Genomic DNA, 25291 nt, shown 5'->3' with positions numbered 1-25291 from the left:
GCTGGCAAACTGGGCGCGATTGTGGCCCCATGCGCCGAGCCTGCGGAATGCGTATCATGGCCCGCGACCCTGACCCAAGGAATCGACTTCGATGCTGCTGGATCGCCTACCCTTTCTGATCGGCCTGCGCTATACCCGCGCCAAGCGCCGTAACCATTTCATTTCCTTCATTTCCCTGACCTCGATGCTCGGCCTGTCGTTGGGCGTGGCCGTGCTGATTCTGGTGCTGTCCGTCATGAACGGCTTCGACCACGAATTGCGTACCCGCGTACTGGGCATGGTGCCGCATGTGCGGGTCGAGGCGCGCGACAGCGTCACCGACTGGGAGACGCTCGCCGGCATGTTGCGCGAGAAGCCGCATGTCGTCGGTGCCGCTCCCTACATCGAGCAGCAGGGCATGTTCACCACCAATGGTCGCAACAAGGGCGCGCTGGTCACCGGTATCGATCCGTCCGCGGAGGACCAGGTCTCGATCATCAGTGAGCACATGGTGCAAGGAAGTCTGGCAGACCTCACGCCGGGCAGCTGGGGCATCGTGATGGGGGAGCTGCTGGCACGCAATCTCGGGGTCGGCGTCGGGGATCGCGTCACGCTGCTGGTGCCCGAGGCCTCCATCACGCCCGGGGGCATCTTCCCGCGCCTCAAGCGCTTCACGGTGACCGGCATCTTCAAGGTCGGCGCGGACGTGGATGCCAGTCTCGCCTACACCGACATCTCGGACATGGCCAAGCTGGCACGCTTCAAGGAAGGCGAGGTGCAGGGCGTACGCCTGAAACTCGATGACCTGTTCAGTGCCGATGCCGTCACCCGTGACATCATCAGCCAGCTGGGGCCGCAGTATCGCGGCATGGACTGGAAGCGTACCCACGGCAACCTGTTCGCCGCCATCCAGATGGAGAAGAACATGATCGGCCTGCTACTGATGGTGATCGTCGCCGTGGCAGCCTTCAACATCGTCTCGACGCTGGTGATGATGGTGACCGACAAGCACGCCGACATCGCCATCCTGCGCACCCTCGGGGCCAAGCCCGGCAGCATCATGGGCATCTTCATCGTCCAGGGGCTGACCATCGGCGTGATGGGGATCATCATCGGCGCCATCGCCGGGGTGGCATTGGCATTGAGCGTCTCCGACATCATCGCCTGGGTGCAGTCGACCTTCGGTATCCAGTTCCTGGATCCCAACGTCTACTTCATCAGCTATCTGCCGTCTCGTCTCGAGCTGTCCGACATGGGCGTCATCATCGGCTCCGCGCTGGTGCTGAGCTTCCTGTCGACACTCTATCCGGCCTGGCGCGCTTCCCGCATCCAGCCGGCCGAGGTGCTGCGCTATGAATGATCTACCGACATCGACCGATGCATCATCCCGCTCTGCTGCTGGAGACTCCGCCATGCCGACCCCGGCTTCTGACACCCGTGCGACTGACCTGGCTCACGGCAAGCCGATGTTGATCTGTGAGCGCCTGAGTCGCAGCTACGACGAAGGCCCGCAGAAGGTGCAGGTTCTGGACGAACTGGAGCTGCGTGTGCACGCCGGCGAACGGGTCGCCGTCGTCGGCAGCTCCGGCTCCGGCAAGACCACGCTGCTCAATCTGCTCGGCGGGCTGGATCATCCCAGTCAGGGCATCGTGAAGGTGGCCGGCCAGCGCCTGTCCGAGCTCAGTGAGTCGGCGCTTGGCAGCTTCCGCAATCAGCACATCGGCTTCGTCTATCAGTTCCATCATCTGCTGGCGGAATTCAGCGCCGAAGAGAATGTGGCGATGCCGTTGATCATCCGGGGCCACAAGCGTGCCGAGGCCGCCGTCAAGGCGCGCAAGCTGCTGGAGCGTGTCGGCATGGCGCCGCGCGCCGATCACAAGCCGGGCGAGCTGTCCGGGGGAGAACGTCAGCGCGTCGCCATCGCGCGTGCGCTGGTGACGGACCCGAGCCTGGTGCTGATGGATGAACCGACCGGCAACCTGGATCAGACCACGGCGGCGCGCATTCTGGAGCTGATGGACGACATCGCTCGGGAAGCGCAGGCCGCCTTCATCATCGTGACCCACGACAATGGGCTGGCCGCGCACCAGCACCGTGTGCTGCGCCTGGATGGCGGCAAGCTGCACGAGGACTGAGCTCCACCGCTGAGTGGCGGATGTCTGCCTCACGCCATGCCAGAAAGCCAAAAGCCCCGCCATCGAGAGATGGCGGGGCTTTTTCATGGGCGGCGTCGTCAGCCTTCAGGACTTGTCGGTATCCGGGGCAGCGTTCTGGTCGGACCGCTGCGCCTTGGTGCAACGCCTGGCGGCCAGACGCGCCTTGCGGCGACTGCGCCAGCTGCGCACGACCTGATAACGCCACAGCAGCCGGACCAGCACGTTGGCGAGCAGGGCGACCACCACCGCGCTGACCAGCGAGCCCAGCGCAAGTGCCGGCAGGATATCTTCCAGCTGGTTGGCGAACCAGGCCGCGGAGACCTGGTCCGGCATCACCCGGGCAGGCGTATCGAGCATCCAGGCGCCCACGCGATAGGTCGCGTAGTAGACCACGGGCATGGTCAACGGGTTGGTGATCCATACCAGACCTACCGAGAGCGCAAGGTTGCAGCGCAACGCCCAGGCACCGAAGGCGGCCACCACCATCTGGAAGGGGATCGGCAGCAAGGCACAGAAGAAGCCCACCATGCACGCATTGGCAACGGTTCGACGCGACAACGCCCACAACGCGGGGTCGGCGATCAGGTGATGCATGAAGCGCAGGGATTTCTTGCGCCTGAGGGCATCCGGTTCCGGCATGAACCGCTTGAGTAGACGACGAGGCATGGCTTGGCCATTTGGCATTCAACGCCGGCCATTATCCATACATGTCCCCGGGACTGCCATGCTGTGAGCTCAGTTAAGCGGCCCGCATCGTGCAATCCTGTGTGCTTGAAATGATGCTGAACGCAGGCCAGCCCCCGTCATGCCTGATGAAGAGCGGTATCTGCCTCCTTGAACGATCCAATGGGCGCATTCGCCCTGCCGCTGGCTGGCGGCGCTGACGCTGGGGCGTGCCTCGGCGCTGACTCGCGATGACTGGGAGTCCTTGAATGCCACCGGGTTGACGCACCTCGCCGTGGTGTCAGGGCTGCATGTCGGGCTGATGGCAAGCCTAGTGCTGGTGGTGAGCTTTGGCGTCCTGCGCCGTCTTCGTCCTGCCGACTGGCGTTTCAGCGTCGCTCCCTGGTGGCTGGCGTGTCTGGCGGCCTGGAGTTTCGCGATACTGGCGGGGCTGGCACCGCCGGCGCTGCGAGCGGCGCTGATGACAAGTGTTGGGTTGTGGATGGCCAGCGGGCGCAGCGGCCTGGGCGTCTGGCAGATATGGATGCTGGCGTTGTCGCTGGTGATCGGCCTTGATCCGCTGGCCTTGTGGCGACCCGGCACCTGGTATTCGTTTCTTGCCGTGGCAGCGCTGCTGCTGGCCTGGCAGGGGTGTGAGCGCCCCCGCGGCGCGCTGGGCTGGTGTCGCGCCACGCTGCGCAGTCAATGGGTGTTGACGCTGGTGATGGGGGTCGCTCTGCTGGTCGGGCGTGGTCAGTTGTCATGGCTTGCGATGCCGATGAACCTCGCCATAGCTCCGCTCGCGACCCTCCTGGTCGTGCCGTTGGGGATGCTGGGCTGGGGGCTGGCTGGCATCGACTCCCTGCTGCATCAAGACCAAGGGAGAGGTCACATGTTGGAAGCCTTGTACGCAGGGGGGCTGCTGATGCTCCCGATCCTGGGATGTTCGGTCGTGGCACTGGCCATCATCCTCGAACGTCTGTGGACGTTGCGCACGCGCCGTATCGCGCCGCGCGGTCTGGGACAGCAGGTGTGTGAACTGATCAGTCAGGGACAGGTCAATGTCTACTGGTTGGAGAGTCATTCGCCCCTTGGGGGGGTGCTGGCGGCAGGGCTTCGCAATGCGCGCCTGGGCAATGAACAGGTGCGTGCGCGCATTCAGGAATCGGCCGTTGCGGTAATCCACGACATGGAGCGCTTCCTGAGCCCCCTGGGGACCATCGCGGCCATCACCCCGCTGCTGGGCCTTCTGGGCACGGTGGTCGGCATGATCGATGTCTTCGCCGTGATCGTGGACGCCGGGTCCGCCGAGCGTGCCCAGGAGCTGGCCGGCGGGATTTCCCAGGCGCTTGTCACCACGGCGGCGGGTCTGACGGTCGCGATTCCGGCGCTGATGTTCCATCGCTATTTCCAGCGTCGCGTGGAAGACATCACCGTGACCATGGAAGAGCAGGCGGGGCAGGTGGTGGAATACATCTCGCACCATCAGGGGGAGCTGGGGCTGGCCGAGAGTCATGACGGCTTCGATCGTCGCGCGGGCCAGCGCAACGGGCCAGCGCCGCCGAGGGAGAGTCTGCCGGAAGACCTGCCGGCCTACATGCGCCGGGACGAGGATGATCCGGCGTGGGGCTCCGGGAGGCCGTCATGAGGTTTCCTCGTCGCCAGCGTGAATCGGTCGAGGTCAATCTCACGCCGCTGATCGACGTGGTCTTTCTGCTGCTGATCTTCTTCATGGTCTCGACCACGTTTGACAGTCGACGCGCCCTGGACCTGATTCTGCCGCAATCCAGTCAGGCCAGCGCCGTGGAGCAGGCGCCGCTGATCATGACCATCGGCGCCAAGGGAGATTTCACGCTCGGTGACACCTCGCTCACCGAGTCAGCATTGGGGGCTGCGCTTGCACGACACAAGGACCAGGCTGATCGCTTCGGGTTGATCCTCGAAGCCGATGGCCGTACGCCACATGCGAAGGTGGTGAAAGCGTTGGACGCTGCCGCCGAAGTGGGCATTACCCGAGTGCGCATCAGTACGCGCACCGGGACCGATACATCACCACCGGATGCCCCATGAGGGCGCCGCTCAAGTCTATGGAGACCCCGTGAGTCGCGACTCCACCTGGATTCATTACCGCCGCCTGCTCGGCTATGTCCGTCCGTACTGGAAGATGTTCCTGGCTGCCGTGCTGGGTTACGTCATCTATGGTGCCTCGAGCACGGCGCTGGCCGAGATGATGAAGCGCCTGATCGATGGCATTCAGAATCCTGACGCCCAGTTCAGATTGTTCCTGCCGTTGTTCGTGATCGGCATGTTCGCGATACGCGGTGTGGGGACCTTCCTGGGGACCTACTGCATGAGCGACGTGGCACGCAACGTGGTGCATACCCTGCGTACCACCGTGTTCAACCACATGCTGCATCTGCCGGGACGTTACTTCGACGAGAACTCCACCGGTCACCTGATCACCCGCGTGACCTATCACGTGGAGCAGATCACCGGCGCCGCCACCAAGGCATTGACCATCATCATGCGCGAAGGCTTCTTCGTGCTGGGTCTGCTGAGCTATCTGTTCTGGACCAACTGGAAACTCACGCTGGTATTCATCGCGGTCACGCCGCTGATCGGCTGGGTGGTCAGCTATGCCAGCAAGCGCTTCCGCAAGCTCTCCAAGCGTATCCAGGGCTCGATGGGGGAGGTCACACATGTGGCATCCGAGGCGCTGTCCGGGCATCGGGTGGTCCGCACCCACGGTGCGGAAGATTACGAGAAGGCGCGCTTCGCTGCGGTCAGTGAGTACAACCGCGAGCAGAAGATGAAGGAGGCGTTGACCAAGGCCACCGCCACGCCGGTGATCCAGCTGTTGATCGCCGTGGCACTGGCGACCCTGGTGTGGCTGGCGATGGCGCCGGAATTGATGGCTGGCATGTCGGCGGGTGAATTCGTCGGCTTCATCACCGCGGCCTCGATGATGGCCAAGCCGGTGCGTCAGCTGACCGAGGTCAACGGCGAGATCCAGAAGGGCATGGCGGCGTCCGAGGAGCTGTTCGGGCTGCTCGACATGCCCGCGGAGCCCGACAACGGCAATGTGGTCCCGGACGGTCGCCTGGCGGGCCGGGTGCGCTTCGACAACGTCCACTTCCGTTACGCCGACAACCAGCCGGATGTGCTCAAGGGCATCGATCTGGAAGTGGAGGCCGGGCAGATGGTGGCCATCGTCGGGCGCTCAGGTTCCGGCAAGTCGACGCTGATGAGCCTGCTGCCACGGTTCTACTCGCCTACCACGGGCCGCATCCTGATCGACGACGTGGCCATCGAGGACTACAAGCTGCGCCCGATGCGCCAGCAGATCGCGCTGGTCTCCCAGAACGTGACGCTGTTCAATGCCAACCTCACCGCCAATATCGCCTACGGCACCGGGGAAGCGGATGTCCAGCGGGTCGAGGAGGCGGCGCGCGCCGCCTATGCCCACGAGTTCATCGAACGCATGAGCCAGGGTTATGACACCATCGTCGGTGACAACGGCATCATGCTCTCGGGGGGCAGCGTCAGCGCATCGCCATCGCGCGTGCCATCTACAAGGATTCGCCGATTCTGGTGCTCGATGAGGCCACCTCGGCACTGGACACCGAGTCGGAACGCTACATCCAGCGGGCGCTGGAGGAAGTCTGTCAGGGCCGTACCACCTTCGTCATCGCGCACCGCCTGTCCACCATCGAGAAGGCGGATCGCATCCTGGTGATGGATGACGGCGAGATCATCGAAGACGGTACGCATGAAGCGTTGATCGCTCAGGAAGGGGCCTACGCCGCCCTGCATCGCATCCAGTTCCGGGAGACGGCTGACGCATGAGTGAACGACTGGTAGACGCCTGGTATCGGGGCGCCGCCTGGCTCCATCTGTTACGTCCGCTGGAGCATGTCTATAAAGGGGTGGTGGCACGCCGACGTGAGGCCTATCTCACTGGCAAGCGTGAGGTCTGGAAGGCGCCGGTGCCGGTGATCGTGATCGGCAACATCACCGTCGGTGGAACCGGCAAGTCGCCGCTGGTGGCCTGGCTCGGCCGTTGGTTGAGCGAGCAGGGCTGGCGCCCGGGCATCATCTCACGGGGCTATGGTGGCCACGCGCCGCGTTACCCGCTGTATGTCCAGGCCGATACGGACCCGCAGCACGCCGGAGATGAGCCGGTGATGCTGGCTCAGCAGACCGGCCTGCCGGTGGCGGTGGACCCTGACCGTCCCAGTGCCGCGCGTCGTCTGATCGCGGCGGGGTGCGACATCCTGCTCTCCGATGACGGCTTGCAGCACCATGCGCTGGGGCGCGACATCGAGCTGGTGGTGGTGGATGGCGAGCGCGCCTTCGGCAATCAGCGGTGCCTGCCGGCGGGTCCCCTGCGGGAGCCGCTGTCACGGCTGGCGAGTGTCGATGCCGTGATCTCCAATGGGGTGATCGACTGCACCCGCCTGCCGGTGGAATCGCATTGCATGGCGCTGACGCCGGTCCATTGGCGCCATCTGATCGATGATGTGCGTTATCCCGCCACTCATCAGCCATTCAGTGGCTCGGTGCATGCACTGGCCGGTATCGGCAATCCACAGCGTTTCTTCCGTACCTTGACCAATCTGGGGGTGGAGCATCAGCCCCATCCCCTGGCGGACCATCACCGCTTCACGCCGACGGATCTGCGCTTTTCCGACAACCTGCCGGTGGTGATGACGGCCAAGGATGCCGTGAAGTGTCGCCGCTTCGCCAACGAGCGTTGCTGGGCACTGGATGTCGAGGCGCGTCCCGATCAGGCGCTGGTGGATTGGCTCGCCAACCGCCTCGAGGCGCTGTGAGCGACTGACCGATTGTTTCTTTCTTATTAGCTGTTATCCCGGAGATGTCTCGATGGACAAGGAATTGCTCGCGCTGCTGGTCTGCCCGCTTTGTCAGGCCAAGCTGACCTATGATGCGGCGAATGCCGAGCTCAAGTGCTTCTATGATGGGCTGGCCTATCCCGTGCGTGACGGCATCCCCGTCATGCTGGAAGAAGAAGCGCGCGTGATGGATGCCGACGAGAAGCTCAAGGGGAGTCGCGGCTGATGAGCGAGGCGCCGTGGTGGTGATTCCGGCGCGCTTCAACTCCTCGCGCCTGCCCGGCAAGCCGTTGGCGGACATCCATGGTCGGCCGATGATCGAGCATGTCTGGCGCAATGCATGTGCCAGTCAGGCAAGCCGTGTGGTAATCGCCACGGACGATGAGCGTATCCGCACCGTCTGTGAGGGCTTCGGTGCCGAGGTCGTGATGACTCGTGCCGATCACCCCAGTGGCACCGATCGTCTCGCGGAAGTGGTCGAGCGGCTGGCACTGGCTCCCGAGACGCTGGTCGTCAACGTGCAGGGAGATGAGCCGCTGTTGCCTGCCGCGCTGATCGATCAGGTCACCTTGCGTCTCGAGGAAGACGAGGGGGCTTCCATCGCGACCCTGGCCGAGCCCATCACCAGTGTCGATAGCCTGTTCAATCCCAATGTGGTCAAGGTGGTGCGTGATCTGCGTGGTCGCGCGCTGTACTTCTCGCGCGCACCGCTGCCGTGGGATCGGGAGCACTTCACCACGCCGCCGACCGTGCTGGCCACCGACTCCTGGTTGCGCCATATCGGTCTCTACGCCTATCGCGCCAGCTTTCTGAGCGATTATGTCGATTGGCTGCCGGCGCCGCTGGAGCAGCTCGAGCAGCTCGAGCAATTGCGCGCACTGCATCATGGTCATGCGATTCAGGTCGCCATCGCCTGCACCTCCCATCCTGCCGGTGTGGATACCCAGGAAGATCTCGAGCGCGTGCGTGACTGGCTGACGCAAGAGGCCGGTGATGAGTGAGTTGCTTGAGCGGATAGCGGCGCGCAGACCGCCGGTCAGACGAATTCTGATGGTCTGTCTGGGCAATATCTGTCGCTCCCCCAGCGCGGAAGGCGTACTGCGTGCCGCGCTGGCACGCCATGGGCTGGATGAGCTCATCGAGGTCGACAGCTGTGGTACCAGTGACTGGCATGTGGGCGCTCCGCCGGATTCACGTGCCATCGCGCATGCGGCTGAGCGTGGGTACGACATCAGTGGCCTGCGCGCCCGCCAGCTGTGCGTGCAGGACTTTTATGACGTCGATCTGATCCTGGTGATGGATGATGCCAACCTGAGTGACGCGCGGCGTCTGGCACCCCAGGACAGTCCGGCACTGCTTGGCCGTCTGCTGGACCTGCTGCCGACGCCGCTGCCGACTCTGGCGCGAGGCAGTCGCGAAGTGCCGGACCCCTATACCGGGGGGCCTGAGGCCTTCGAGCAGGTGCTGGACCTGATCGACATCGCCTGTGAGGCATTGATCGATGCCCTGCCGAGAGCATCACTGACGGCCTGCAATACCCTGGGCTTTGCCGCCACCGCACGTACCTTCAGTGAGCCACGCAGCGTGGCCGAGGCGCGTCGCCAGATTCTGGACTCGCGTGCGGCCGATGAGCGTCTGGTGGTGATCGGTGGGGGCAGCAATCTGGTGTTGCTGCCCTGGCTGGATGCCCATGTGATGCGCCCGGCCTTCGAGGCCATGACGATCACGCCGGCAGCGGATGGCAGAACCGCCACCGTGAGTGTCGAGGCGGGCAAGCGCTGGCACGCCCTGGTGATGGAGCTGGCGACAGCTGGCTGGTGGGGCTATGAGAATCTGGCCTTGATTCCCGGCTGCTGTGGCGCAGCCCCGATCCAGAACATCGGTGCCTATGGTGTCGAGCTGGCCGACCATCTGCTGCGACTGGAAGTCATGTCGCTGGAGGATGGCAGCACGCGCTGGCTGAGTCGCGAGGAGTGCGCCTTCGGCTACCGTGACAGTCTCTTCAAGGGGTCGCTTGAGCATCGCGTCCTGATCACTCGCCTGGAGTTCGTGGTGACGCGTGAAGCGACACCGCAACTCGCCTATGGGGACCTCGCTCAGCGCGTCAATGCCGCCACACCGCAAGGGGTGGCCATCACGCCATTGAGCGTGGCGAATGCCGTGATTGCCACGCGCAGTGAAAAGCTGCCGGACCCTGCGGTGCTCGGCAATGCGGGAAGCTTCTTCAAGAACCCTCAGCTTGCCGCCGACGAGGCTCGCGAGCTGTTGGCGCATCATCCGACCTTGCCGCACTACCCGCAGGCCGATGGCAGCGTGAAACTGGCGGCCGGCTGGCTGATCGACCAATGTGGCCTCAAGGGGGCACGTCGGGGTCATGTCGGCGTGCATGATCGCCAGGCGCTGGTGCTGGTTCACTTTGGGGGCGGGCAGGTCTCGGAGCTGCTGGCGCTGGCACAGGAGGTGCGTGAGAGCGTTCATGCGCGCTTCGGGGTCTGGCTGGAGCAGGAACCGCGCGTACTGGGAGAGATGGCCGTCTCCGTCGCTTCTGCCTGCGGCTTGCTGTCGTTGGTCACGATGTCCTGAGCGTTGTCCTGACGCGACTCGCTGGACTTGCGACGATTGCCACGGTCATTGCGCTGACGACGCTTGTTGTTGCTGCGACCCTCGGAGCGGTTGTCGCTCTGGCTGTCGTTGCGACCATCGTTGCGACCATCGTTGGTTCGCGTGCCTTTTCCAGTGCCTTGCGGGCTTCGCTGGACTTGGCCGGCGTCGCGCTGGCGCTGTCGTCGCCTTCCGGTGCGGAGGCGGGGGCAGGCGTCGTGTGGGACACGCTCTTGACCGCCGCTTCGGTGCGTGCCGGTGGCTTGTCGAAATTCGGATCCGGCTCCTTGCCGACTTCGGTCTCGACGGACAGCTCGAAGCTGGACTTGTCGGCACCGTCTTCATCGACATGGTCATCACGCAGACGCACGACTTCGTAGTGCGGCGTGTCGAGTTCCGGGTTCGGCAGCAGCACGACATTGACGCCCTGACGACGCTCGATGTCGAACAGCGTGGCGCGCTTCTCGTTGAGCAGGTAGGTCGCGACCGGCACCGGCAGGATGGCGCGGATCTGCGAGCTGCGCTCCTTCATGGCCTCTTCCTCGATCAGGCGCATGATCGAGAGCGCCATGGAGCGCACGTCGCGGATGGTGCCCTGGCCGTCACAGCGCGGGCAGACCACGCCGCTGGTCTCGCCCAGTGACGGACGCAGGCGCTGACGCGACATTTCCATCAGGCCGAAGCGTGAGATGCGACCGATCTGCACGCGAGCGCGGTCGATCTTGAGCGCGTCTCGCACGCGATTCTCGACTTCACGCTGATTGCGCGCCGGGGTCATGTCGATGAAATCGATCACCACCAGGCCGCCGATGTCACGCAGACGCAGCTGGCGCGCGATCTCGTCCGCCGCTTCCAGGTTGGTCTGCAGCGCGGTTTCCTCGATATCGCTGCCACGCGTGGCACGCGCGGAGTTGATGTCGATGGAGACGAGAGCTTCGGTGTGGTCGATGACGATGGCGCCACCGGAAGGCAGCTTCACTTCGCGCTGATAGGCGGTCTCGATCTGGGATTCGATCTGGAAGCGCGAGAACAGCGGTACGTCGTCTTCGTAGAGCTTGATCTTCTGCTGATAGCTCGGCATGACCTGACGGACGAAGGACAGGGCTTCTTCCTGGACGTCACCGGAATCGATCAGCACCTCACCGATGTCATTGCGCAGATAGTCGCGCATGGCACGGATGATGACATTGGATTCACGATAGATCAGGAAGGGGGCAGGGCGGCTGGCGGCAGCCTTGGTGACGGCATCCCAGACCTGAGCCAGATAGTCGAGGTCCCATTGGAGCTCTTCTGCGCTCTTGCCGATACCGGCGGTGCGTACGATGACGCCCATCTTGTCCGGCAGGGTGAGGCTGTTCATCGCCTCTTTCAGCTGGGCGCGCTCTTCCCCCTCGATGCGGCGGGAGATGCCACCGGCACGCGGGTTGTTGGGCATCAGCACGAGGAAGCGGCCGGCCAGACTGATGAAGGTGGTCAGGGCGGCGCCCTTGTTGCCACGCTCTTCCTTGTCGACCTGGACGATGACTTCCTGGCCTTCCTTGAGCACTTCCTTGATGTTGGGGCGGCCTTGGCCCGGGTCCTTGCTGAAGTACTCGCGGGAGATTTCCTTGAGCGGCAGGAAGCCGTGGCGATCGGCGCCGAAATCGACGAAGCAGGCTTCCAGGCTGGGCTCGATGCGGGTGATCTTGCCGCGGTAGATGTTGGCTTTCTTCTGCTCGCGGGCACCAGACTCGATGTCGAGATCGTAAAGGCGTTGTCCGTCGACCAGTGCGACGCGCAGCTCTTCCGGCTGGGTCGCGTTGATGAGCATCCGTTTCATGTCGTCTCGCTAGACTGGGCGTGCCGAAGGGCAGCCGCATTTGCGTCGGCGACGAGGAACCGTTTTCAGCTTCGTGTTGTGCTCAGCGCATGTCGTGGGATGCGTCTTTCGCATGCAGGCACGTCTCGTGACGTGCCACATGCGGCATGATCATGTTGAGTACTGGAAAGAGGCAGGACGTGTTGCGGGGAACGTTGACTCCTCCGGCCCTGCGGTCTCTTCCCTAACACCTGGCATTCGCCGATTCATCGACGCCGGCCTTCGGCACGGATATCGAATGATTGCCCGGGCATCATGCCCGGGCGGTAGTGTGTCATTGGCCCACCGTCTACCTCGCCGTCTCGGCGGGGTCGTGACGCGGGTGATCGGGCATATAGAGAAGGCCCATCTCACTGGGCCCGAATATACCAGTAAAGGTATGGGCCAGCAATTCGGCAGGCATATCAAATGCTTCGCCCGAATGCCCGCCATTCGTCCCGGGTTTCGCGGCCTTGAGCGGCGCAGCCAGAGCCCTCCGATGGCGGGATGATTCCCCATTGGTCGCATGACACCGTAGAATGGCCAGTCTGAGTGCGCCCCGGCGTACGGCAACATGATGAACAGGCCGCGCGAAGGCGAGGCCGGAAAGGAGCGAGACATGGCCGAGGGCCAATCAGTCCAGTGGATCGAGGTTGCCCCGGAACTGGCCGGGCAGCGCATCGACAATTTCCTGCGTACACGTCTCAAGGGGGCACCCAAGGCCTTGATCTATCGCATCGTGCGCAAGGGTGAGGTTCGGGTGAACAAGAAGCGCATCAAGGTCGACTATCGCCTGCAGGCGGGAGACCTGGTGCGTGTACCGCCACTGCGCCTGTCGCCGGAAGCTGCGGTGCAGGAAGTCAGTGGCAATCTGCGTGAGGTGCTGGCGGGCTGCATCGTGCGCGAGACCGATGATTTCATGGTCATCAACAAGCCGTCCGGTCTCGCCGTGCACGGCGGGAGCGGCGTCAAGATCGGGCTGATCGAGGCCATGCGTCAGATTCGTGATGAACTGCCGTTTCTGGAGCTGGTCCATCGTCTGGATCGTGATACCTCCGGCTGCATCCTGCTGGCCAAGACGCGTGCGGCGTTGCTGCAGCTCAATGCGGACCTCAAGGCCCACAAGATGACCAAGCTGTATCTGGCGCTGGTGGAAGGGCGCTGGGACTCGCGGCGTGATTACGTCAATGCACCGCTTGAGCGTTACGACGGCGGCAACGGGGAGCGTCGCGTGCGCGTCGACGAGGCCGGCAAGACGGCCAGTACCCGTTATGCGGTGCGCGAAGCCTATCCCAGCATGACGCTGGTCGAGGCCGAGCCGATCACCGGGCGTACCCACCAGATTCGTGTGCACTCCGTGCATGCCGGTCACCCGCTGCTCGGCGATACCAAGTACGGGACCGAGCGCGGCAATGCGCTGGCGAAGAAGGTCGGGCTGGAGCGCCTGTTCCTGCATGCCGCTCAGCTCAGCTTCCCGGACCCCACCGACGGGCGGACCGTGACGGTCCGTGCGCCGCTGGACAAGCGCATGAAGCGCGTCCTTGCCAATGCCCGAGAATTGGGAGCCCGTCATGACTGACGCCTCTGCGGTACTGCCTTTACCTCGCTATCGTCTGGTCATCTTCGATTGGGACGGTACCTTGATGGACTCCGAGGCACGCATCGTCGATTGCCTGCAGGCGGCCTCGCTGGCGGTCGGCATGGGAGAGCTTCCGGCGCATGCCGCGCGCGACATCATCGGTCTCGGATTGCCGGAGGCCATGGCGCGGCTGTTCCCCGGAGCTTCGGCTGCCCAGTGCGAGGCACTGGTCGAGGCCTACAAGCAGCATTTCGTGGCAGTCGATACCACGCCGCTGGATTTCTTTCCGGGCGTGGAAAATGGCATCGAGCGTCTGCGAGCTCACCCGGAGCAGCTGCTGGCCGTCGCGACGGGCAAGAGTCGTCGCGGGCTTGATCGGATGTTCCACGCCCATGACTGCGGTGACTGGTTCCACGCCTCGCGTACCGCGGACATGACGCTGTCCAAGCCGCATCCACTGATGCTCGAAGAGCTGCTGGCCGAGTTGAACGTTGAGGCGCATGAGGCGCTGATGGTCGGCGATACCGAATATGATCTCGAGATGGCGCGTGCGCTGGGCATGCACAGTGTCGGTGTCACCTATGGTGTGCACAGCGTGCCGCGACTCGAGGCCTGTGCCCCACAGCGCATCGTCTCGCACTTCGATGAATTGATGGAGTGGCTTGGCGCGGTCAGATGATGACGGTGTCCTGCCCATGACAGGAGCAGCAAGCGATGAGTGACAGGCCGCAGGATCCCTGGCGTGAAGGGCCAGGTGGCAAGGACGAGGGGGGAGCGGGCGCGAGCGGACAGGGCGCTGACAGCGCTGCCACCTCCAGCAGCGAGGTGGACTGGCAGGCGCGTGAGCGTACCGTGCAGCTCGAGATGATGGACCGCTGGGTGCAGGGCGTGGTCACCGAGCAACGGCGCTCCAGGCGCTGGAAGCTGTTCTTTCGCTTCCTGTTCGCGTTGTTGTTCATTGCCTCGATCGCGACATCCGTGACCCTCTTCACGCTCGGCAGCCAGCCGGCAGCCTTGCCCGGTGAACGGCACCTCGGTGTCGTGCGTGTCAAGGGCGTGATCGAGGCGGATGGCGAAGCCAATGCCGAGCGCATCATCAAGGGTCTGCGAGCGGCCAATGAGTCGCCGGCCTCCGTGGCGGTGGTGCTGGATATCAACTCCCCCGGCGGCAGTCCCGTGCAGTCCCAGCGCGTCTATGACGAGTTGATGCGCATGCGGGAGCAGGGTGGCAAGCCGGTGATCGCCGTGATCGAGGATCTCGGGGCGAGTGGCGCCTATTACATGGCAGCTGGCGCCGGCGAGATTCTCGCGGCACCGTCGAGTCTGGTCGGGTCCATCGGGGTGATCTCCTCGAGCTTCGGGCTGAAGGGGCCGATGGAAGAGCTGGGAATCGAGCGACGTGTGTTCACGGCAGGTGACAACAAGGCGTTTCTCGATCCCTTCTCCGAGATCTCGCCTGAGCAGCGCGACTTCTGGCAGAACGTGCTGGCCACGACTCACCAGCAGTTCATCGCGGCGGTCAAGGCCGGGCGCGGTGAGCGGCTCAAGGACGATCCGGCGCTGTTCTCCGGACTGATCTGGACCGGCGAGCAGGCTCGCGCGCTCGGGCTTGTGGATCGCACCGCAACGCTTGAGGAGCTGGCCGCCGAGCTGGCACCGCAGGGTGGCGTGCATGATTACACGCCGCGTCAGGATCCCTTCGAGCGCTTCACGCGGCGCTTTGCCGGTGTGATGGCCAGCGCGTTGGGGCTTGACGCCAATGTCTCGCCGGTCAGCTATCGCCTGCCCTAGTCCTCCAGCAGTGGATCCAGGCCTGCCTCACGCAACAGTTCGCACAGGCGAATCAGCGGCAGGCCGATCAGGGTGTTGGGATCACGTCCCTCGAGACGCTCGAAGAGCGTGATGCCCAACCCCTCCATGCGAAAGCTGCCGGCCGAGTCCAGCGGGCATTCGCGCTCGACGTAACGCGTGATCTCCTGCTCGCTCAGCGTGCGAAACACCACGTCGTAGCTTTCATGGCAGACCCAGTGTCGCGCGCTGTGTGTATCCAACAGCGCCAGGCCGGTGACGAAGCGGACTCGGCGTCCCGAGAAGCGTGTCAGCTGAGCGCGGGCGGCGGCCAGGTCCTGTGGCTTGCCGAGGATCTCGCCCTCGAAGACGGCCACCTGGTCGCTGCCGATGATCAAGTGGTGTGAATAGGCCTCCGCCAGGGCGTTGGCCTTGCCCAGGGACAGGCGATGGACCAGTGCGTCGGGAGATTCCGTGGGACGAGGGGTTTCATCGATGTCAGGCGCCCCCCATGTGTAGGGGAGTCCGAGTCGATCAAGCAAGGCTCGGCGCCAGCGGGAGCTGGAAGCCAGTACCAGTCGTGTCATGGGCTGGCAGAATGAACAAGTTGCTCATGCATTTTGACACCGGGAGGGGGAATCCCTATTATGGCGCGCCTATGTTGACCACAAGACTGCCGACCAAGGTCGAGCCCTACCGGCTGGCGTCAGCGGGAAAACGCCTTGAAGGCGTGATTCCTCTGGCGGACATGCCCCGTGTAGTTGAAGCGATCGGTGCACAGGAGGGTGACGTGAGCATCACGTTGGCCTTTGACATCGATACTCAGCGTCGCAGCTTCATCGAGGGCAGCATCGCCTTCGAGGCAAGTCTGCTGTGCCAGCGCTGCCTGGGACCTACCGAGCCGGAACCGCTTTCCAGCGAATTCCTGTTGGGACTGGTCACCAATGACGCACTGGCATCGCAGCTGCCCGGTGAGTACGAGCCGGTAGTGGTGGAAAACGAACAGCTGGATCTCCTGTCAGTGATCGAGGATGAAGTGCTCCTTGTCCTGCCGCAGGTGGTCTACCACGAGGAGGCCGATTGTGCCGTCTCTCGCGACCAGCTGGCCAGCGGTGTGGAACCCGAGGCCTCGGACGCACCCGCTGTGAATCCATTCAGTGTGCTTGGCACCCTGAAGGACAAGCACTGAACTCAATTTGTCGACAAGATTGGAGTAATTCCCATGGCAGTTCAGCAGAACCGCAAAACCCGTTCCAAGCGTGGCATGCGTCGCAGCCACGACGCCCTGACTGCACCGACCCTGTCCCAGGACAAGGAAACCGGTACAGTTCACCTGCGTCACCACGTGTCTGCCGACGGTTTCTACCGTGGCCGTAAAGTCGTCGATGCCTAAAGCATTGATGCAGCGCACGGCGTAACGCCGTGCGTATCGCCATCGATACGATGGGCGGGGACTTCGGTCCCCGCGCTACGTTACGGGGCACTGCCAGTGCACTGTTGCGTGACCCACGACTCAGCGCCACGCTGGTGGGTCCAGGGCATCTTCTGGATGCCGAGCTTGATTCCCTCCCTGTTTCACTCTCCCGTGTTCGTGATCGCCTTCAGACACTCGCTGTCGACGGCATTGTCGCGTCTGATGCTCGCCCCTCTCGTGTCGTGCGCAGTCGCGAGCCCAGCAGCATGTCCCGTGCGCTCGACCTGGTGGCGAGCGGGCAGGCCGATGCCTGCGTCAGTGCGGGCAATACCGGCGCCTTGATGGCGTTGGCCATGCGGGACGTGGGAACGGTCGAGGGAGTGGAGCGGCCAGCCATCTGTGCGGCGGTACCCACGCAGGGAGAGCGGTCCTGCAGTCTGCTGGATCTTGGCGCCAATGTGGCGGTCGCGCCGCAGCATCTGCTGGCATTTGCTCGCATGGGTGCCGTGCGGTGCCAGCTGGTGGAAGGTGTCGCCAACCCGCGCGTGGGGCTGCTCAATGTCGGTGTCGAATCCGGCAAGGGGACGGCGCAGGTGCAGGAAGCGCATGCCTTGCTGGCTGGCAGCGGTGCGAATTTCGATTATCTCGGCTTCGTTGAAGGGGGCGACCTCTTCGCAGGAGAGGTAGACGTCGTGGTCTGCGACGGTTTCGTCGGCAATGTCGTGCTCAAGAGCAGTGAAGGGCTGGCCCAGATGCTGTCGGCACAGCTGGGGGCGACATTGGCGGCGGATTGGCGTACGCGCCTGATGGCCTGGTTGGCACGTCCGGCATTGACGCGCCTGTCTCGTCAGCTGGATCCGGTGCGCTACAACGGTGCCAGTCTGCTGGGCGTGGCCGGCGTGGTCGTCAAGAGTCATGGCGGGGCGGCCGCGGAGGGATTCGCCTATGCTGTCTCGCGCGCGGCGAGTGAGGCGCGTCGAGGCTTGCCGGAGCGTCTTGCGCATGCTCTCAAGGGCAGCCTGCCGGGTTAATTGCGTAAATTGGTCGGATTCACTGGCGGGCCAGCGGAAATCGGGTTTCCTTACCCGTGTCAGTCCCACCTGAACAGATGGAAATGGTGACAGCAATGACAGATTCCCTGGCCCTCATCTTCCCGGGACAGGGCTCCCAGCAGGTCGGCATGCTGCGGGAGCTGGCGGAGCGCTACAGCGTCGTCCGCACTACCTTCGAAGAAGCCTCTGACGCGCTGGGGCGCGATCTCTGGCATCTGACGCAGGAAGGCCCGGCAGAGGAGCTCAATCGTACCGAGTTGACCCAGCCTGCGCTTCTGACGGCCAGCGTTGCCATCTGGCGCGTCTGGCAGGAGCTGGAAGGTCCGCGTCCGGCGCGCATGGCCGGTCACTCCCTGGGCGAATACAGCGCGATGGTCTGCGCCGGCGTGATCGGCTTTGCCGAAGGCGTCAAGCTGGTCAATCTGCGCGGCGAAGCCATGCAGACTGCCGTGCCTCAGGGGCAGGGCGCGATGGCGGCCATTCTCGGTCTCGAGAATGCTCAGGTCGAAGCTGCCTGTGCCAGTGCGGCGCAGGGTGAAGTGGTCGCGGCAGTCAACTACAATGCGCCGGGTCAGGTGGTCATCGCGGGCGGCACGGCTGCCGTCGAGCGTGCCATCGCGGCGTGTCAGGAGGCGGGTGCCAAGCGTGCCATGCCGCTGCCGGTCTCCGTGCCTTCGCATTGCGATCTGATGCGTCCGGCGGCTGACAAGCTGGCCGAGGCGATGAACGACATCGACTTCCGTGCGCCGCGCTACACCGTCATCCAGAATGTCGATGCCAAGGCCCATGAGGATGTCGAGACACTGCGTCAGCGTCTGATCGAGCAGCTCTATCAGCCGGTGCGCTGGACGGATTGCGTCAATGCCATGTTCGACAGCGGCGCGCGGACCTTCATCGAATGCGGTCCGGGCAAGGTGTTGACCGGTCTCGGCAAGCGTATCCAGCGTCAGGCCCGTGGCCTGGCCGTGAACGACCCGGACAGCCTGGAAGCGGCGCTGGAACTTGCCCGTGAGACCGCTGCCGAACAGAATCAGTAAGCTCGTGATTGGCCCGCGCGGCCAGTCATGTGACTTGGATCAGCCAACTCAGGACTCAAGATGACGAGCGAACGCAGAATCGCACTGGTAACCGGTGCCAGTCGTGGCATCGGCCAAGCCATCTCCCGTGAACTCGGCCGTCAGGGCCGTATCGTGATCGGCACGGCCACAAGCGAAAAAGGGGCGGCCGCCATCGGCGCTGACCTCGAGGCGCACGGTATCGAAGGCGCGGGCATGCTGCTCAACGTCACCGACCAGGCCAGCGTCGACGCCGTGCTCAAGGAAATCGGCGAGCGCTTCGGCGCACCGACCATCCTGGTCAACAACGCCGGCATCACCCGTGACAACCTGCTGATGCGCCTCAAGGAAGATGATTGGGATGCGGTGCTCGACACCAACCTCAAGTCGGTCTTCCGTGTCAGCAAGAGCTGCCTGCGCGGCATGACCAAGGCGCGCTTCGGTCGCATCGTCAACATCTCGTCCGTGGTCGCGACCATGGGCAACCTCGGTCAGGTCAACTATGCTGCCGCCAAGGCAGGCATGGAAGGCTTTGCCCGCTCGCTGGCGCGTGAAGTCGCGTCGCGCAACATTACCGTCAATTCAGTGGCGCCGGGCTTCATCGCCACTGACATGACCGAAGCATTGCCGGAAGCGCAGCACGAAGCGCTGCTCGGCAACATCCCGCTGGCGCGCCTTGGCCAGCCGGAAGAGATTGCTGCGGCAGTCGGCTTCCTGACCAGTGATGCAGCAGGCTACATTACCGGTGAGACGTTGCAGGTAAACGGCGGCATGAACATGCGCTAAGCCCCGCGCGGGGACGTGGTTGCGTCCTTTTGGGGTGGCCTATAAACTACGCCCAGCTTTTTCGAGCTGCGGATTCCGTACCACTAGGAGTGATTGTTAAATGAGCACCATTGAAGAACGCGTCAAGAAGGTTGTGGCCGAGCGCCTGAACGCCAAAGAAGAAGACATCCAGAACTCTTCCTCTTTCACTGAAGACCTGGGCGCCGACTCCCTGGACACCGTTGAGCTGGTGATGGCTCTGGAAGAGGAATTCGATACTGAAATTCCTGACGAAGAAGCAGAGAAGATCACCACCGTGCAGGAAGCTATCGATTACATCGTCAACCACCAGTAAGGTGGATTGAAGCGACCAGCGGGCCCTTCGTGGCTCAGGGTCGTGATGCAATCGTCTGTACGTTCAAGAGCCGCACTGTGACAGCGTCTGGAAAACCGCAGGAAAACCGACTGCCCATCACTGGCAAGGTTTCTGTATAATGCGCTCAATTACCGCCCAGGTGCAGCTGGCCCAGGCGTGCCAAGTCGATAGTTTTGGAGGAGACACGATGCCTCGCAGAAGGGTAGTGGTGACAGGTCTAGGCCTGGTGACCCCGGTAGGGAATACCGTCGAGGAAAGCTGGAGCAACATCAAGGCGGGCAAGAGTGGCATCGCACCCATCGAGCATTTCGATGTCAGCGGTTTCAATACCCGTTTTGGCGGTTCCATCAAGAATTTCGATGTGGGTCAGTATCTGAACCCGAAAGAGGCCCGCAAGATGGACCTCTTCATCCAGTACGGTATCGCGGCGGCCCATCAGGCCATCACCGATTCCGGTATCGAGTGCACGGAAGACAATGCCGATCGCATCGGTGTTGCCATCGGTTCCGGTATCGGTGGTCTGCCGATGATCGAGCACAATCACAAGGCGCTGGAGAAAGGCGGTGCGCGTCGCATCTCGCCGTTCTTCGTGCCGGGCTCCATCATCAACATGATCTCCGGCAACCTGGCGATCCAGTTCGGTTATCGCGGCCCCAACATCGCGATCACCACCGCCTGTACCACCGGAACGCACAACATCGGTTACAGCGCTCGTACCATCGCCTACGGCGATGCTGACGTGATGGTGGCCGGTGGTGCCGAGATGGCGACCACACCGCTGGGTCTGGGCGGCTTCTCCGCGGCGCGCGCGCTCTCGACCCGCAACGACGACCCTCAGGCGGCCAGCCGCCCATGGGACCGTGATCGTGATGGCTTCGTGCTGTCCGACGGTGCCGGTGTCGTGGTGCTGGAAGAGTATGAGCACGCCAAGGCACGTGGTGCGACCATCTACGCCGAGGTGCTCGGTTTCGGCATGTCCGATGATGCGCATCACATGACGGCGCCGCCTGAAGACGGCCGTGGCGCGGCCGCCTCGATGCGCAACGCCATTCGGGATGCCAAGCTGGACCCGAGCGAGATCGATTACATCAATGCTCACGGCACGTCCACCAATGCCGGCGACAAGGCCGAGAGCCTGGCCGTCGAATCCGTGCTGGGCGACGCGGCGCGCAATGTGGCCGTCAGTTCCACCAAGTCGATGATCGGTCACCTGCTGGGTGCCGCCGGTGCCGTCGAGGCCGTGTTCTGCGTGCTGGCGATGCGTGATCAGGTCGCCCCGCCGACCATCAACCTCGACAATCCGGCCGAGGGCTGCAATCTCGATTACGTTCCCAATGTCGCACGCGACATGAAGATCGAGTACACCCTGTCCAACTCCTTCGGCTTCGGTGGCACCAACGGCTCGTTGGTGTTCGGCAAGCTCAAGGACTGAGGTCGCACGCTGTCGTGATCTCCCCTCTGACGCGCTCCCATCCGGGGGCGCGTCTGTCTGTGGGGCGTTGCCTGCGCTTGCGGCGGGCCTGCCCATGGAGGATCGCGGCCTTGCCTACGGTGAGGGCGTGTTCGAGACGATTCTGGTGCGCGATGGCCAGCCGCAGCTATGGTCACGGCACCTGGCGCGACTGACCCGTGGTTGCCGGCGACTTGGCTTGCCCGTGCCCTCGTCGCAGGCGCTCGATGTGTGTCTGGACGTCTGCCGGGGCGAGGGGCTGGAGGTGCTCAAGCTGGTCGTCACCGGCGGGTCCGGTGGTCGTGGCTACAAGGCACCCGAGTCACCCGAACCTCGTCTGCGGGCACGCGCAATGCCCTTTGTGGTCAATCGTGAGGCCCGTCAGGGCATCACGGCGCGCGTGTGCGAATTGCGCGTGGCAGAGCAGCCGGCGCTGGCGGGACTCAAGCATCTCAACCGGCTCGAGAATGTGCTGGCACGCCGTGAGTGGACAGACCCCGCCATCCGGGAGGGGCTGTTGCTGACGGCAAGCGATGAGCTCGTCGAGGCCACCAGCATGAACCTCGCCTGGTATCGCGACGGGCAATGGTTCACGCCATGCCTGGATCGCGCCGGTGTCGAGGGCACCTTGCTGGTGGCGCTAGAGGCCGAGCTCCCCGTCATGCGAGTGCGCGAAGGACTGTCATCACTGAGGGCGGCCGAGGTGGTGGTGGTGATGAATTCCGTGCAGGGCGTCTGGCCGCTGCGCACCTTGCTGGCGGCGTCGGGAGAGCCTCTGGCCCAATGGAGTGATGAGGGGCATCCGGCGCTTGCGTCACTGAACGACATTGTCGCGCGCTTGCTGGGCGAGCCCGCGTATTGATGGAAGGCGTCCAGGCTGCGGGGGCGTTCCCGAGCAGACACCTTCTTCGCCATGAAGACTGGAAATCCGATTATGCGTGTATTCAAGATCCTTCTGATGCTGGTCGTCGTGGCCGTGGCTGCGGGTATGGTGGGTTTTCGTTACTGGCAGGCACAGTTGCTGTCACCACTGGCGATCGAGCAGGAACAGCTGTTCGAGGTCCCGCGCGGTGCCAGTCTCTCCAAGGTGGTGAGCGAGCTGGAATCCCGAGGCATCATCGAGGCCAGCTGGCCGTACAAGGTATGGGCACGTCTGGAGCCTGATGCCGTCAATGGTCTGCGCGCCGGTGAATTCCGTCTCACGCCGGGCCTCAACGGGCGTGAGCTGGTGGCACTGCTGTCCAGCGATGACGTCGTCAGCTATACCCTGACCGTGCCGGAAGGCTGGACCTTCGCCCAGATGCGTACCGCCATGGACGCCTCACCCAAGCTTGAGCACACGACTCGCGACATGAGCGATGAGGAGCTGATGGCGGCCGTAGGGGCAGAAGGCGAGAAGCCGGAAGGGCGCTTCTTCCCGGACACCTACCGCTATCACAAGGGCGTGAGCGATCTGTCGCTCTACAAGCAGGCCTACGCGCGCATGAGCAAGACGCTGGAGGACGTGTGGGCCGGGCGTGACGACGACCTGCCGATCACCACCGCGTACGAGGCCCTGATTCTGGCCTCGCTGATCGAGCGCGAGACCGGTGCCCCGGAAGAACGTGGCGAGATCGCCGGCGTGTTCAAGCGTCGCATGGAGCGTGGCATGCGCCTGCAGACCGACCCGACCGTGATCTACGGGCTGGGGGAGGATTATGATGGCTCGCTGTCGCGTGCCGATCTGCGCAAGCCGACCCCCTGGAATACCTACGTGATCACCGGCCTGCCGCCGACACCCATCGCGATGCCGGGGCGTGCCGCTCTGGAAGCCGCGGTACACCCCAAGCCAGGCGACACCTACTATTTCGTCGCCAAGGGCGAGGGCAAGCACCACTTCTCGCGCACTCTGCGAGAGCACAACAACGCCGTGCGCCGCTATATTCTCAACCGGTAATACGCCGTGAATGAGGCGAAGGGCCTTCGTCGCGAGTCATCTGCCGTCTGAATCAGGAAACCTCATGTCTTCACGTCCGAGCGCCGCAAGCACGACGTCTTCTCGCCACACCCCCCCCTCGAGGTGAGCCCATCGACGGGGCGTTTCATCACCTTGGAAGGAGGAGAAGGTGTCGGCAAGAGCACCAATGTCGCCTTCGTGGTCGCCGAGCTCGAGGCGCACGGCATCGAGGTGGTGCGCACGCGGGAACCCGGAGGCAGTGAGCGGGCGGAAGCCATACGCCGGTTGTTGCTGGACCCGGCCCCCGCGGAGGCCTTGAGCGATGATGCCGAGCTGCTGCTGATGTTCGCCGCGCGTGCCCAGCACCTGGCCGCGACCATTCGCCCGGCGCTGGAACGTGGTGCCTGGGTGGTGTGTGATCGCTTCACCGATGCCACCTTCGCCTATCAGGGCGGCGGGCGTGGCTTGCCGCTGGCCGACATCACCACACTGGAAGCCCTGGTGCAGAAAGGGCTGCAGCCGGATCTGACGTTGCTGCTGGACATGCCGGTCGAGGCCGCACGAGGGCGTCTGGCCGCACGGCGCGCCGAGACCGGCGAAGGCGCGGATCGCATCGAGCAGGAAGCCGAGCAGTTCTTCGAAGCGGTGCGAATCGGCTATCACCAGCGGCGCGATGCAGACCCCGAGCGCTTTGCCACCATCAATGCCGATCAGTCGCTGGCAGAGGTACAGGCCGAGATCGCCGGCGTGTTGTCGGCCCGCATCGCCGCCTGGCAGGCGGCGTGACACTCTCGAGTTTCTCGCCGCTGCCGTGGCAGCACTCGCTGTGGCAGCACTTCACCGCCGTGCATGACAGCGGTCGCCTGCCGCACGCGGTGATGCTCAGCGGACCTTCGGGGCTTGGCAAGCAGGAACTCGCGGATGCGATGATCGCCCGTGTGCTGTGTCGCACCGCACAGGGCAAACCCGGCGCTGCCGCCTGCGGTGACTGCCATGGTTGCCACATGCTGGCGGCAGGGCATCATCCTGACCTGATGGCGGTGTCACCTCAGGACGTCGGCAAGATGATCCGTATCGACCCGATCCGCGACGTCAATCGGTTCGTCGCCCAGACGGCCCAGCAGGGCGGCTATCGTGTCATTCGCCTGCAGCCGGCGGAATCGATGAACATCGCCTCGGCCAACGCGCTGCTCAAGAGTCTCGAGGAGCCCGGCGCCAACACCCTGTTCATCCTGCTCAGTGACATGCCATCGCGCGTGCTGCCGACCATTCGCTCCCGCTGCCAGCAGTGGCCCCTGGTGATTCCGTCGGCTGAAGACAGTCTGCCGTGGTTGAGCGAGCAGCTGGGCGAAGATGCCCAATCGTTGCTGCGCATGGCAGGAGGCCTGCCGCAGCTGGCGGTGCGTCTGGGCGAGGCGGACCAGCGCCAGCTCAGGCAGGCATTGCGTGAACTGTTCGACGCGCTGGTGCGCGGGGGAGAGCCGGTGGCGGAAGCCTGGCGTCTGGAGCGCCAACCGCTGTCGCAGGTGCTGTGGTACGGTATTGCCTGGCTGGAAGATCTGATTCGCATGGGCTTGTCTGGCAATACCGCGCAGCTGCGTGACCCGAGTCTTGAGCCCTTGCTGCGTCAGGCGGTCAAGAATGGCCGCACCCGTGACTGGTTCAAGCTGCTGGACTTTGCTCGTGAGCAGCGCCGTCTGCTGGCGGCGGGGGGCAACCCCAACCCGCAGCTGGTGCTGGAGTCCTGGCTGGTGCGTTGGGCAGCGCTGCTGCGTTCGTGATGCCAC

The 25291-nt window shown here is 63.9% G+C and carries 24 protein-coding genes and 3 pseudogenes; 24 read left to right on the top strand and 3 right to left on the bottom strand.

Annotated elements, in window-relative coordinates; translation table 11 throughout:
- Positions 1-94: 94 nt before the first annotated feature.
- Positions 95-1339 carry a lipoprotein-releasing ABC transporter permease subunit gene (locus CU110_RS11435; RefSeq protein WP_077373141.1) on the top strand — a complete coding sequence of 415 codons (1245 nt, stop codon included), beginning with the start codon at positions 95-97 and terminating at the stop codon, positions 1337-1339.
- Between the two features lie 52 nt (positions 1340-1391).
- A complete protein-coding gene (locus CU110_RS11430; protein ID WP_077372034.1) occupies positions 1392-2114 on the top strand; it encodes an ATP-binding cassette domain-containing protein in 723 nt (240 codons plus the stop codon).
- A 105-nt stretch (positions 2115-2219) separates the two neighbouring features.
- Here CU110_RS11430 and CU110_RS11425 read toward each other — a convergent pair whose 3' ends face one another.
- Complete coding sequence (locus tag CU110_RS11425; protein ID WP_077372037.1) at positions 2220-2801, bottom strand: DUF2062 domain-containing protein; 582 nt, start codon at positions 2799-2801, stop codon at positions 2220-2222.
- 175 nt (positions 2802-2976) lie between these two features.
- Here CU110_RS11425 and CU110_RS15835 point away from each other — a divergent pair.
- The 8 genes and pseudogenes from CU110_RS15835 to murB all read left to right on the top strand — a co-directional run.
- Positions 2977-3627: pseudogene (locus CU110_RS15835) on the top strand (ComEC/Rec2 family competence protein); the annotation flags it as partial.
- A 63-nt stretch (positions 3628-3690) separates the two neighbouring features.
- A pseudogene (locus CU110_RS15830) lies at positions 3691-4299 on the top strand (MotA/TolQ/ExbB proton channel family protein); the annotation flags it as partial.
- A gap of 143 nt (positions 4300-4442) precedes the next feature.
- The gene (locus CU110_RS11415; RefSeq protein ID WP_077372047.1) at positions 4443-4868 is read left to right on the top strand and encodes a biopolymer transporter ExbD; all 426 of its coding nucleotides are present in this window, start codon (positions 4443-4445) and stop codon (positions 4866-4868) included.
- Positions 4858-6644, top strand: a pseudogene (msbA, locus tag CU110_RS11410) (lipid A export permease/ATP-binding protein MsbA). Before CU110_RS11415 ends, msbA begins: the two are co-directional and overlap by 11 nt.
- A complete protein-coding gene (gene lpxK, locus CU110_RS11405) occupies positions 6641-7630 on the top strand; it encodes a tetraacyldisaccharide 4'-kinase (RefSeq protein ID WP_084209142.1) in 990 nt (329 codons plus the stop codon). The pseudogene msbA and the gene lpxK overlap by 4 nt, the downstream one beginning before the upstream one ends.
- A gap of 52 nt (positions 7631-7682) precedes the next feature.
- The gene (locus CU110_RS11400; RefSeq protein ID WP_077372055.1) at positions 7683-7877 is read left to right on the top strand and encodes a Trm112 family protein; all 195 of its coding nucleotides are present in this window, start codon (positions 7683-7685) and stop codon (positions 7875-7877) included.
- Positions 7843-8652 (top strand): 3-deoxy-manno-octulosonate cytidylyltransferase, encoded by an 810-nt coding sequence (gene kdsB, locus CU110_RS11395; RefSeq protein ID WP_127736061.1) that lies wholly within the window; start codon positions 7843-7845, stop codon positions 8650-8652. The genes CU110_RS11400 and kdsB overlap by 35 nt, the downstream gene beginning before the upstream one ends.
- The gene (gene murB / locus CU110_RS11390; protein WP_346427133.1) at positions 8645-10234 is read left to right on the top strand and encodes a UDP-N-acetylmuramate dehydrogenase; all 1590 of its coding nucleotides are present in this window, start codon (positions 8645-8647) and stop codon (positions 10232-10234) included. Before kdsB ends, murB begins: the two co-directional genes overlap by 8 nt.
- Here the strand turns inward: murB and rne are convergent.
- Complete coding sequence (gene rne, locus CU110_RS11385; RefSeq protein WP_240665368.1) at positions 10221-12071, bottom strand: ribonuclease E; 1851 nt, start codon at positions 12069-12071, stop codon at positions 10221-10223. The genes murB and rne overlap by 14 nt on opposite strands.
- 637 nt (positions 12072-12708) lie before the next feature.
- On the opposite strand from rne, the gene rluC reads away from it, so the two are divergent.
- The 3 genes from rluC to sppA are packed head-to-tail and all read left to right on the top strand — an operon-like array spanning position 12709 to position 15459.
- A complete protein-coding gene (gene rluC / locus CU110_RS11380) occupies positions 12709-13668 on the top strand; it encodes a 23S rRNA pseudouridine(955/2504/2580) synthase RluC (RefSeq protein ID WP_077372067.1) in 960 nt (319 codons plus the stop codon).
- A complete protein-coding gene (locus CU110_RS11375) occupies positions 13661-14347 on the top strand; it encodes an HAD-IA family hydrolase (protein WP_084209786.1) in 687 nt (228 codons plus the stop codon). Before rluC ends, CU110_RS11375 begins: the two co-directional genes overlap by 8 nt.
- Positions 14348-14382: 35 nt before the next feature.
- Complete coding sequence (sppA, locus tag CU110_RS11370) at positions 14383-15459, top strand: signal peptide peptidase SppA (protein WP_077372070.1); 1077 nt, start codon at positions 14383-14385, stop codon at positions 15457-15459.
- On the opposite strand, the gene CU110_RS11365 is transcribed toward sppA, so the two are convergent.
- The gene (locus CU110_RS11365; protein ID WP_084209136.1) at positions 15456-16043 is read right to left on the bottom strand and encodes a nucleoside triphosphate pyrophosphatase; all 588 of its coding nucleotides are present in this window, start codon (positions 16041-16043) and stop codon (positions 15456-15458) included. The genes sppA and CU110_RS11365 overlap by 4 nt on opposite strands.
- A gap of 203 nt (positions 16044-16246) precedes the next feature.
- Between CU110_RS11365 and CU110_RS11360 the strand changes: the two genes are divergently transcribed.
- From CU110_RS11360 to CU110_RS11310, 11 genes are all read left to right on the top strand, one after another.
- A complete protein-coding gene (locus CU110_RS11360; protein WP_308457318.1) occupies positions 16247-16645 on the top strand; it encodes a YceD family protein in 399 nt (132 codons plus the stop codon).
- Between the two features lie 33 nt (positions 16646-16678).
- Positions 16679-16849 carry a 50S ribosomal protein L32 gene (rpmF, locus tag CU110_RS11355; RefSeq protein WP_065392644.1) on the top strand — a complete coding sequence of 57 codons (171 nt, stop codon included), beginning with the start codon at positions 16679-16681 and terminating at the stop codon, positions 16847-16849.
- Positions 16850-16878: 29 nt separating this feature from the next.
- The gene (plsX, locus tag CU110_RS11350; protein ID WP_084209135.1) at positions 16879-17901 is read left to right on the top strand and encodes a phosphate acyltransferase PlsX; all 1023 of its coding nucleotides are present in this window, start codon (positions 16879-16881) and stop codon (positions 17899-17901) included.
- A 95-nt stretch (positions 17902-17996) separates the two neighbouring features.
- Positions 17997-18959, top strand: a complete 963-nt coding sequence (fabD, locus tag CU110_RS11345; RefSeq protein ID WP_077372081.1) for an ACP S-malonyltransferase — start codon at positions 17997-17999, stop codon at positions 18957-18959.
- 60 nt (positions 18960-19019) lie between these two features.
- A complete protein-coding gene (gene fabG, locus CU110_RS11340; RefSeq protein WP_043331893.1) occupies positions 19020-19763 on the top strand; it encodes a 3-oxoacyl-ACP reductase FabG in 744 nt (247 codons plus the stop codon).
- A gap of 100 nt (positions 19764-19863) precedes the next feature.
- Positions 19864-20097, top strand: coding sequence for an acyl carrier protein (gene acpP, locus CU110_RS11335; RefSeq protein ID WP_065392587.1), 234 nt, complete (start codon positions 19864-19866; stop codon positions 20095-20097).
- A 208-nt stretch (positions 20098-20305) separates the two neighbouring features.
- Entirely contained in the window at positions 20306-21550 is a 1245-nt protein-coding gene (gene fabF / locus CU110_RS11330) for a beta-ketoacyl-ACP synthase II (RefSeq protein ID WP_077372085.1), read from the top strand.
- Positions 21551-21644: 94 nt separating this feature from the next.
- On the top strand, positions 21645-22430 hold the full coding sequence (pabC, locus tag CU110_RS11325; protein WP_127736058.1) for an aminodeoxychorismate lyase: 786 nt from the start codon (positions 21645-21647) through the stop codon (positions 22428-22430).
- Between the two features lie 96 nt (positions 22431-22526).
- The gene (gene mltG, locus CU110_RS11320) at positions 22527-23504 is read left to right on the top strand and encodes an endolytic transglycosylase MltG (protein WP_346427132.1); all 978 of its coding nucleotides are present in this window, start codon (positions 22527-22529) and stop codon (positions 23502-23504) included.
- A gap of 123 nt (positions 23505-23627) precedes the next feature.
- The gene (gene tmk, locus CU110_RS11315) at positions 23628-24290 is read left to right on the top strand and encodes a dTMP kinase (RefSeq protein WP_127736055.1); all 663 of its coding nucleotides are present in this window, start codon (positions 23628-23630) and stop codon (positions 24288-24290) included.
- Entirely contained in the window at positions 24287-25285 is a 999-nt protein-coding gene (locus CU110_RS11310; RefSeq protein ID WP_205694035.1) for a DNA polymerase III subunit delta', read from the top strand. Before tmk ends, CU110_RS11310 begins: the two co-directional genes overlap by 4 nt.
- The last annotated feature ends 6 nt before the right edge of the window (positions 25286-25291 follow it).

It is taken from the genome of Cobetia sp. ICG0124 (assembly GCF_004006355.1).
GTDB classification, from domain to species: Bacteria; Pseudomonadota; Gammaproteobacteria; order Pseudomonadales; family Halomonadaceae; genus Cobetia; species Cobetia marina.
Note: the sequence above shows the minus strand (reverse complement) of the source record. Positions and strands in the feature narration are given on the sequence as shown.

Excerpts from the sequence above, each read along its gene's own strand:
- CU110_RS11430 (WP_077372034.1), top strand. The coding sequence starts at position 1,392 with ATGCCGACCCCGGCTTCTGACACCCGTGCGACTGACCTGGCTCACGGC.
- CU110_RS11425 (WP_077372037.1), bottom strand. The coding sequence starts at position 2,801 with ATGCCTCGTCGTCTACTCAAGCGGTTCATGCCGGAACCGGATGCCCTC.
- CU110_RS11415 (WP_077372047.1), top strand. The coding sequence starts at position 4,443 with ATGAGGTTTCCTCGTCGCCAGCGTGAATCGGTCGAGGTCAATCTCACG.
- lpxK (WP_084209142.1), top strand. The coding sequence starts at position 6,641 with ATGAGTGAACGACTGGTAGACGCCTGGTATCGGGGCGCCGCCTGGCTC.
- CU110_RS11400 (WP_077372055.1), top strand. The coding sequence starts at position 7,683 with ATGGACAAGGAATTGCTCGCGCTGCTGGTCTGCCCGCTTTGTCAGGCC.
- kdsB (WP_127736061.1), top strand. The coding sequence starts at position 7,843 with ATGCCGACGAGAAGCTCAAGGGGAGTCGCGGCTGATGAGCGAGGCGCC.
- murB (WP_346427133.1), top strand. The coding sequence starts at position 8,645 with ATGAGTGAGTTGCTTGAGCGGATAGCGGCGCGCAGACCGCCGGTCAGA.
- rne (WP_240665368.1), bottom strand. The coding sequence starts at position 12,071 with ATGAAACGGATGCTCATCAACGCGACCCAGCCGGAAGAGCTGCGCGTC.
- rluC (WP_077372067.1), top strand. The coding sequence starts at position 12,709 with ATGGCCGAGGGCCAATCAGTCCAGTGGATCGAGGTTGCCCCGGAACTG.
- CU110_RS11375 (WP_084209786.1), top strand. The coding sequence starts at position 13,661 with ATGACTGACGCCTCTGCGGTACTGCCTTTACCTCGCTATCGTCTGGTC.
- sppA (WP_077372070.1), top strand. The coding sequence starts at position 14,383 with ATGAGTGACAGGCCGCAGGATCCCTGGCGTGAAGGGCCAGGTGGCAAG.
- CU110_RS11365 (WP_084209136.1), bottom strand. The coding sequence starts at position 16,043 with ATGACACGACTGGTACTGGCTTCCAGCTCCCGCTGGCGCCGAGCCTTG.
- rpmF (WP_065392644.1), top strand. The coding sequence starts at position 16,679 with ATGGCAGTTCAGCAGAACCGCAAAACCCGTTCCAAGCGTGGCATGCGT.
- fabD (WP_077372081.1), top strand. The coding sequence starts at position 17,997 with ATGACAGATTCCCTGGCCCTCATCTTCCCGGGACAGGGCTCCCAGCAG.
- fabG (WP_043331893.1), top strand. The coding sequence starts at position 19,020 with ATGACGAGCGAACGCAGAATCGCACTGGTAACCGGTGCCAGTCGTGGC.
- acpP (WP_065392587.1), top strand. The coding sequence starts at position 19,864 with ATGAGCACCATTGAAGAACGCGTCAAGAAGGTTGTGGCCGAGCGCCTG.
- fabF (WP_077372085.1), top strand. The coding sequence starts at position 20,306 with ATGCCTCGCAGAAGGGTAGTGGTGACAGGTCTAGGCCTGGTGACCCCG.
- pabC (WP_127736058.1), top strand. The coding sequence starts at position 21,645 with ATGGAGGATCGCGGCCTTGCCTACGGTGAGGGCGTGTTCGAGACGATT.
- mltG (WP_346427132.1), top strand. The coding sequence starts at position 22,527 with ATGCTGGTCGTCGTGGCCGTGGCTGCGGGTATGGTGGGTTTTCGTTAC.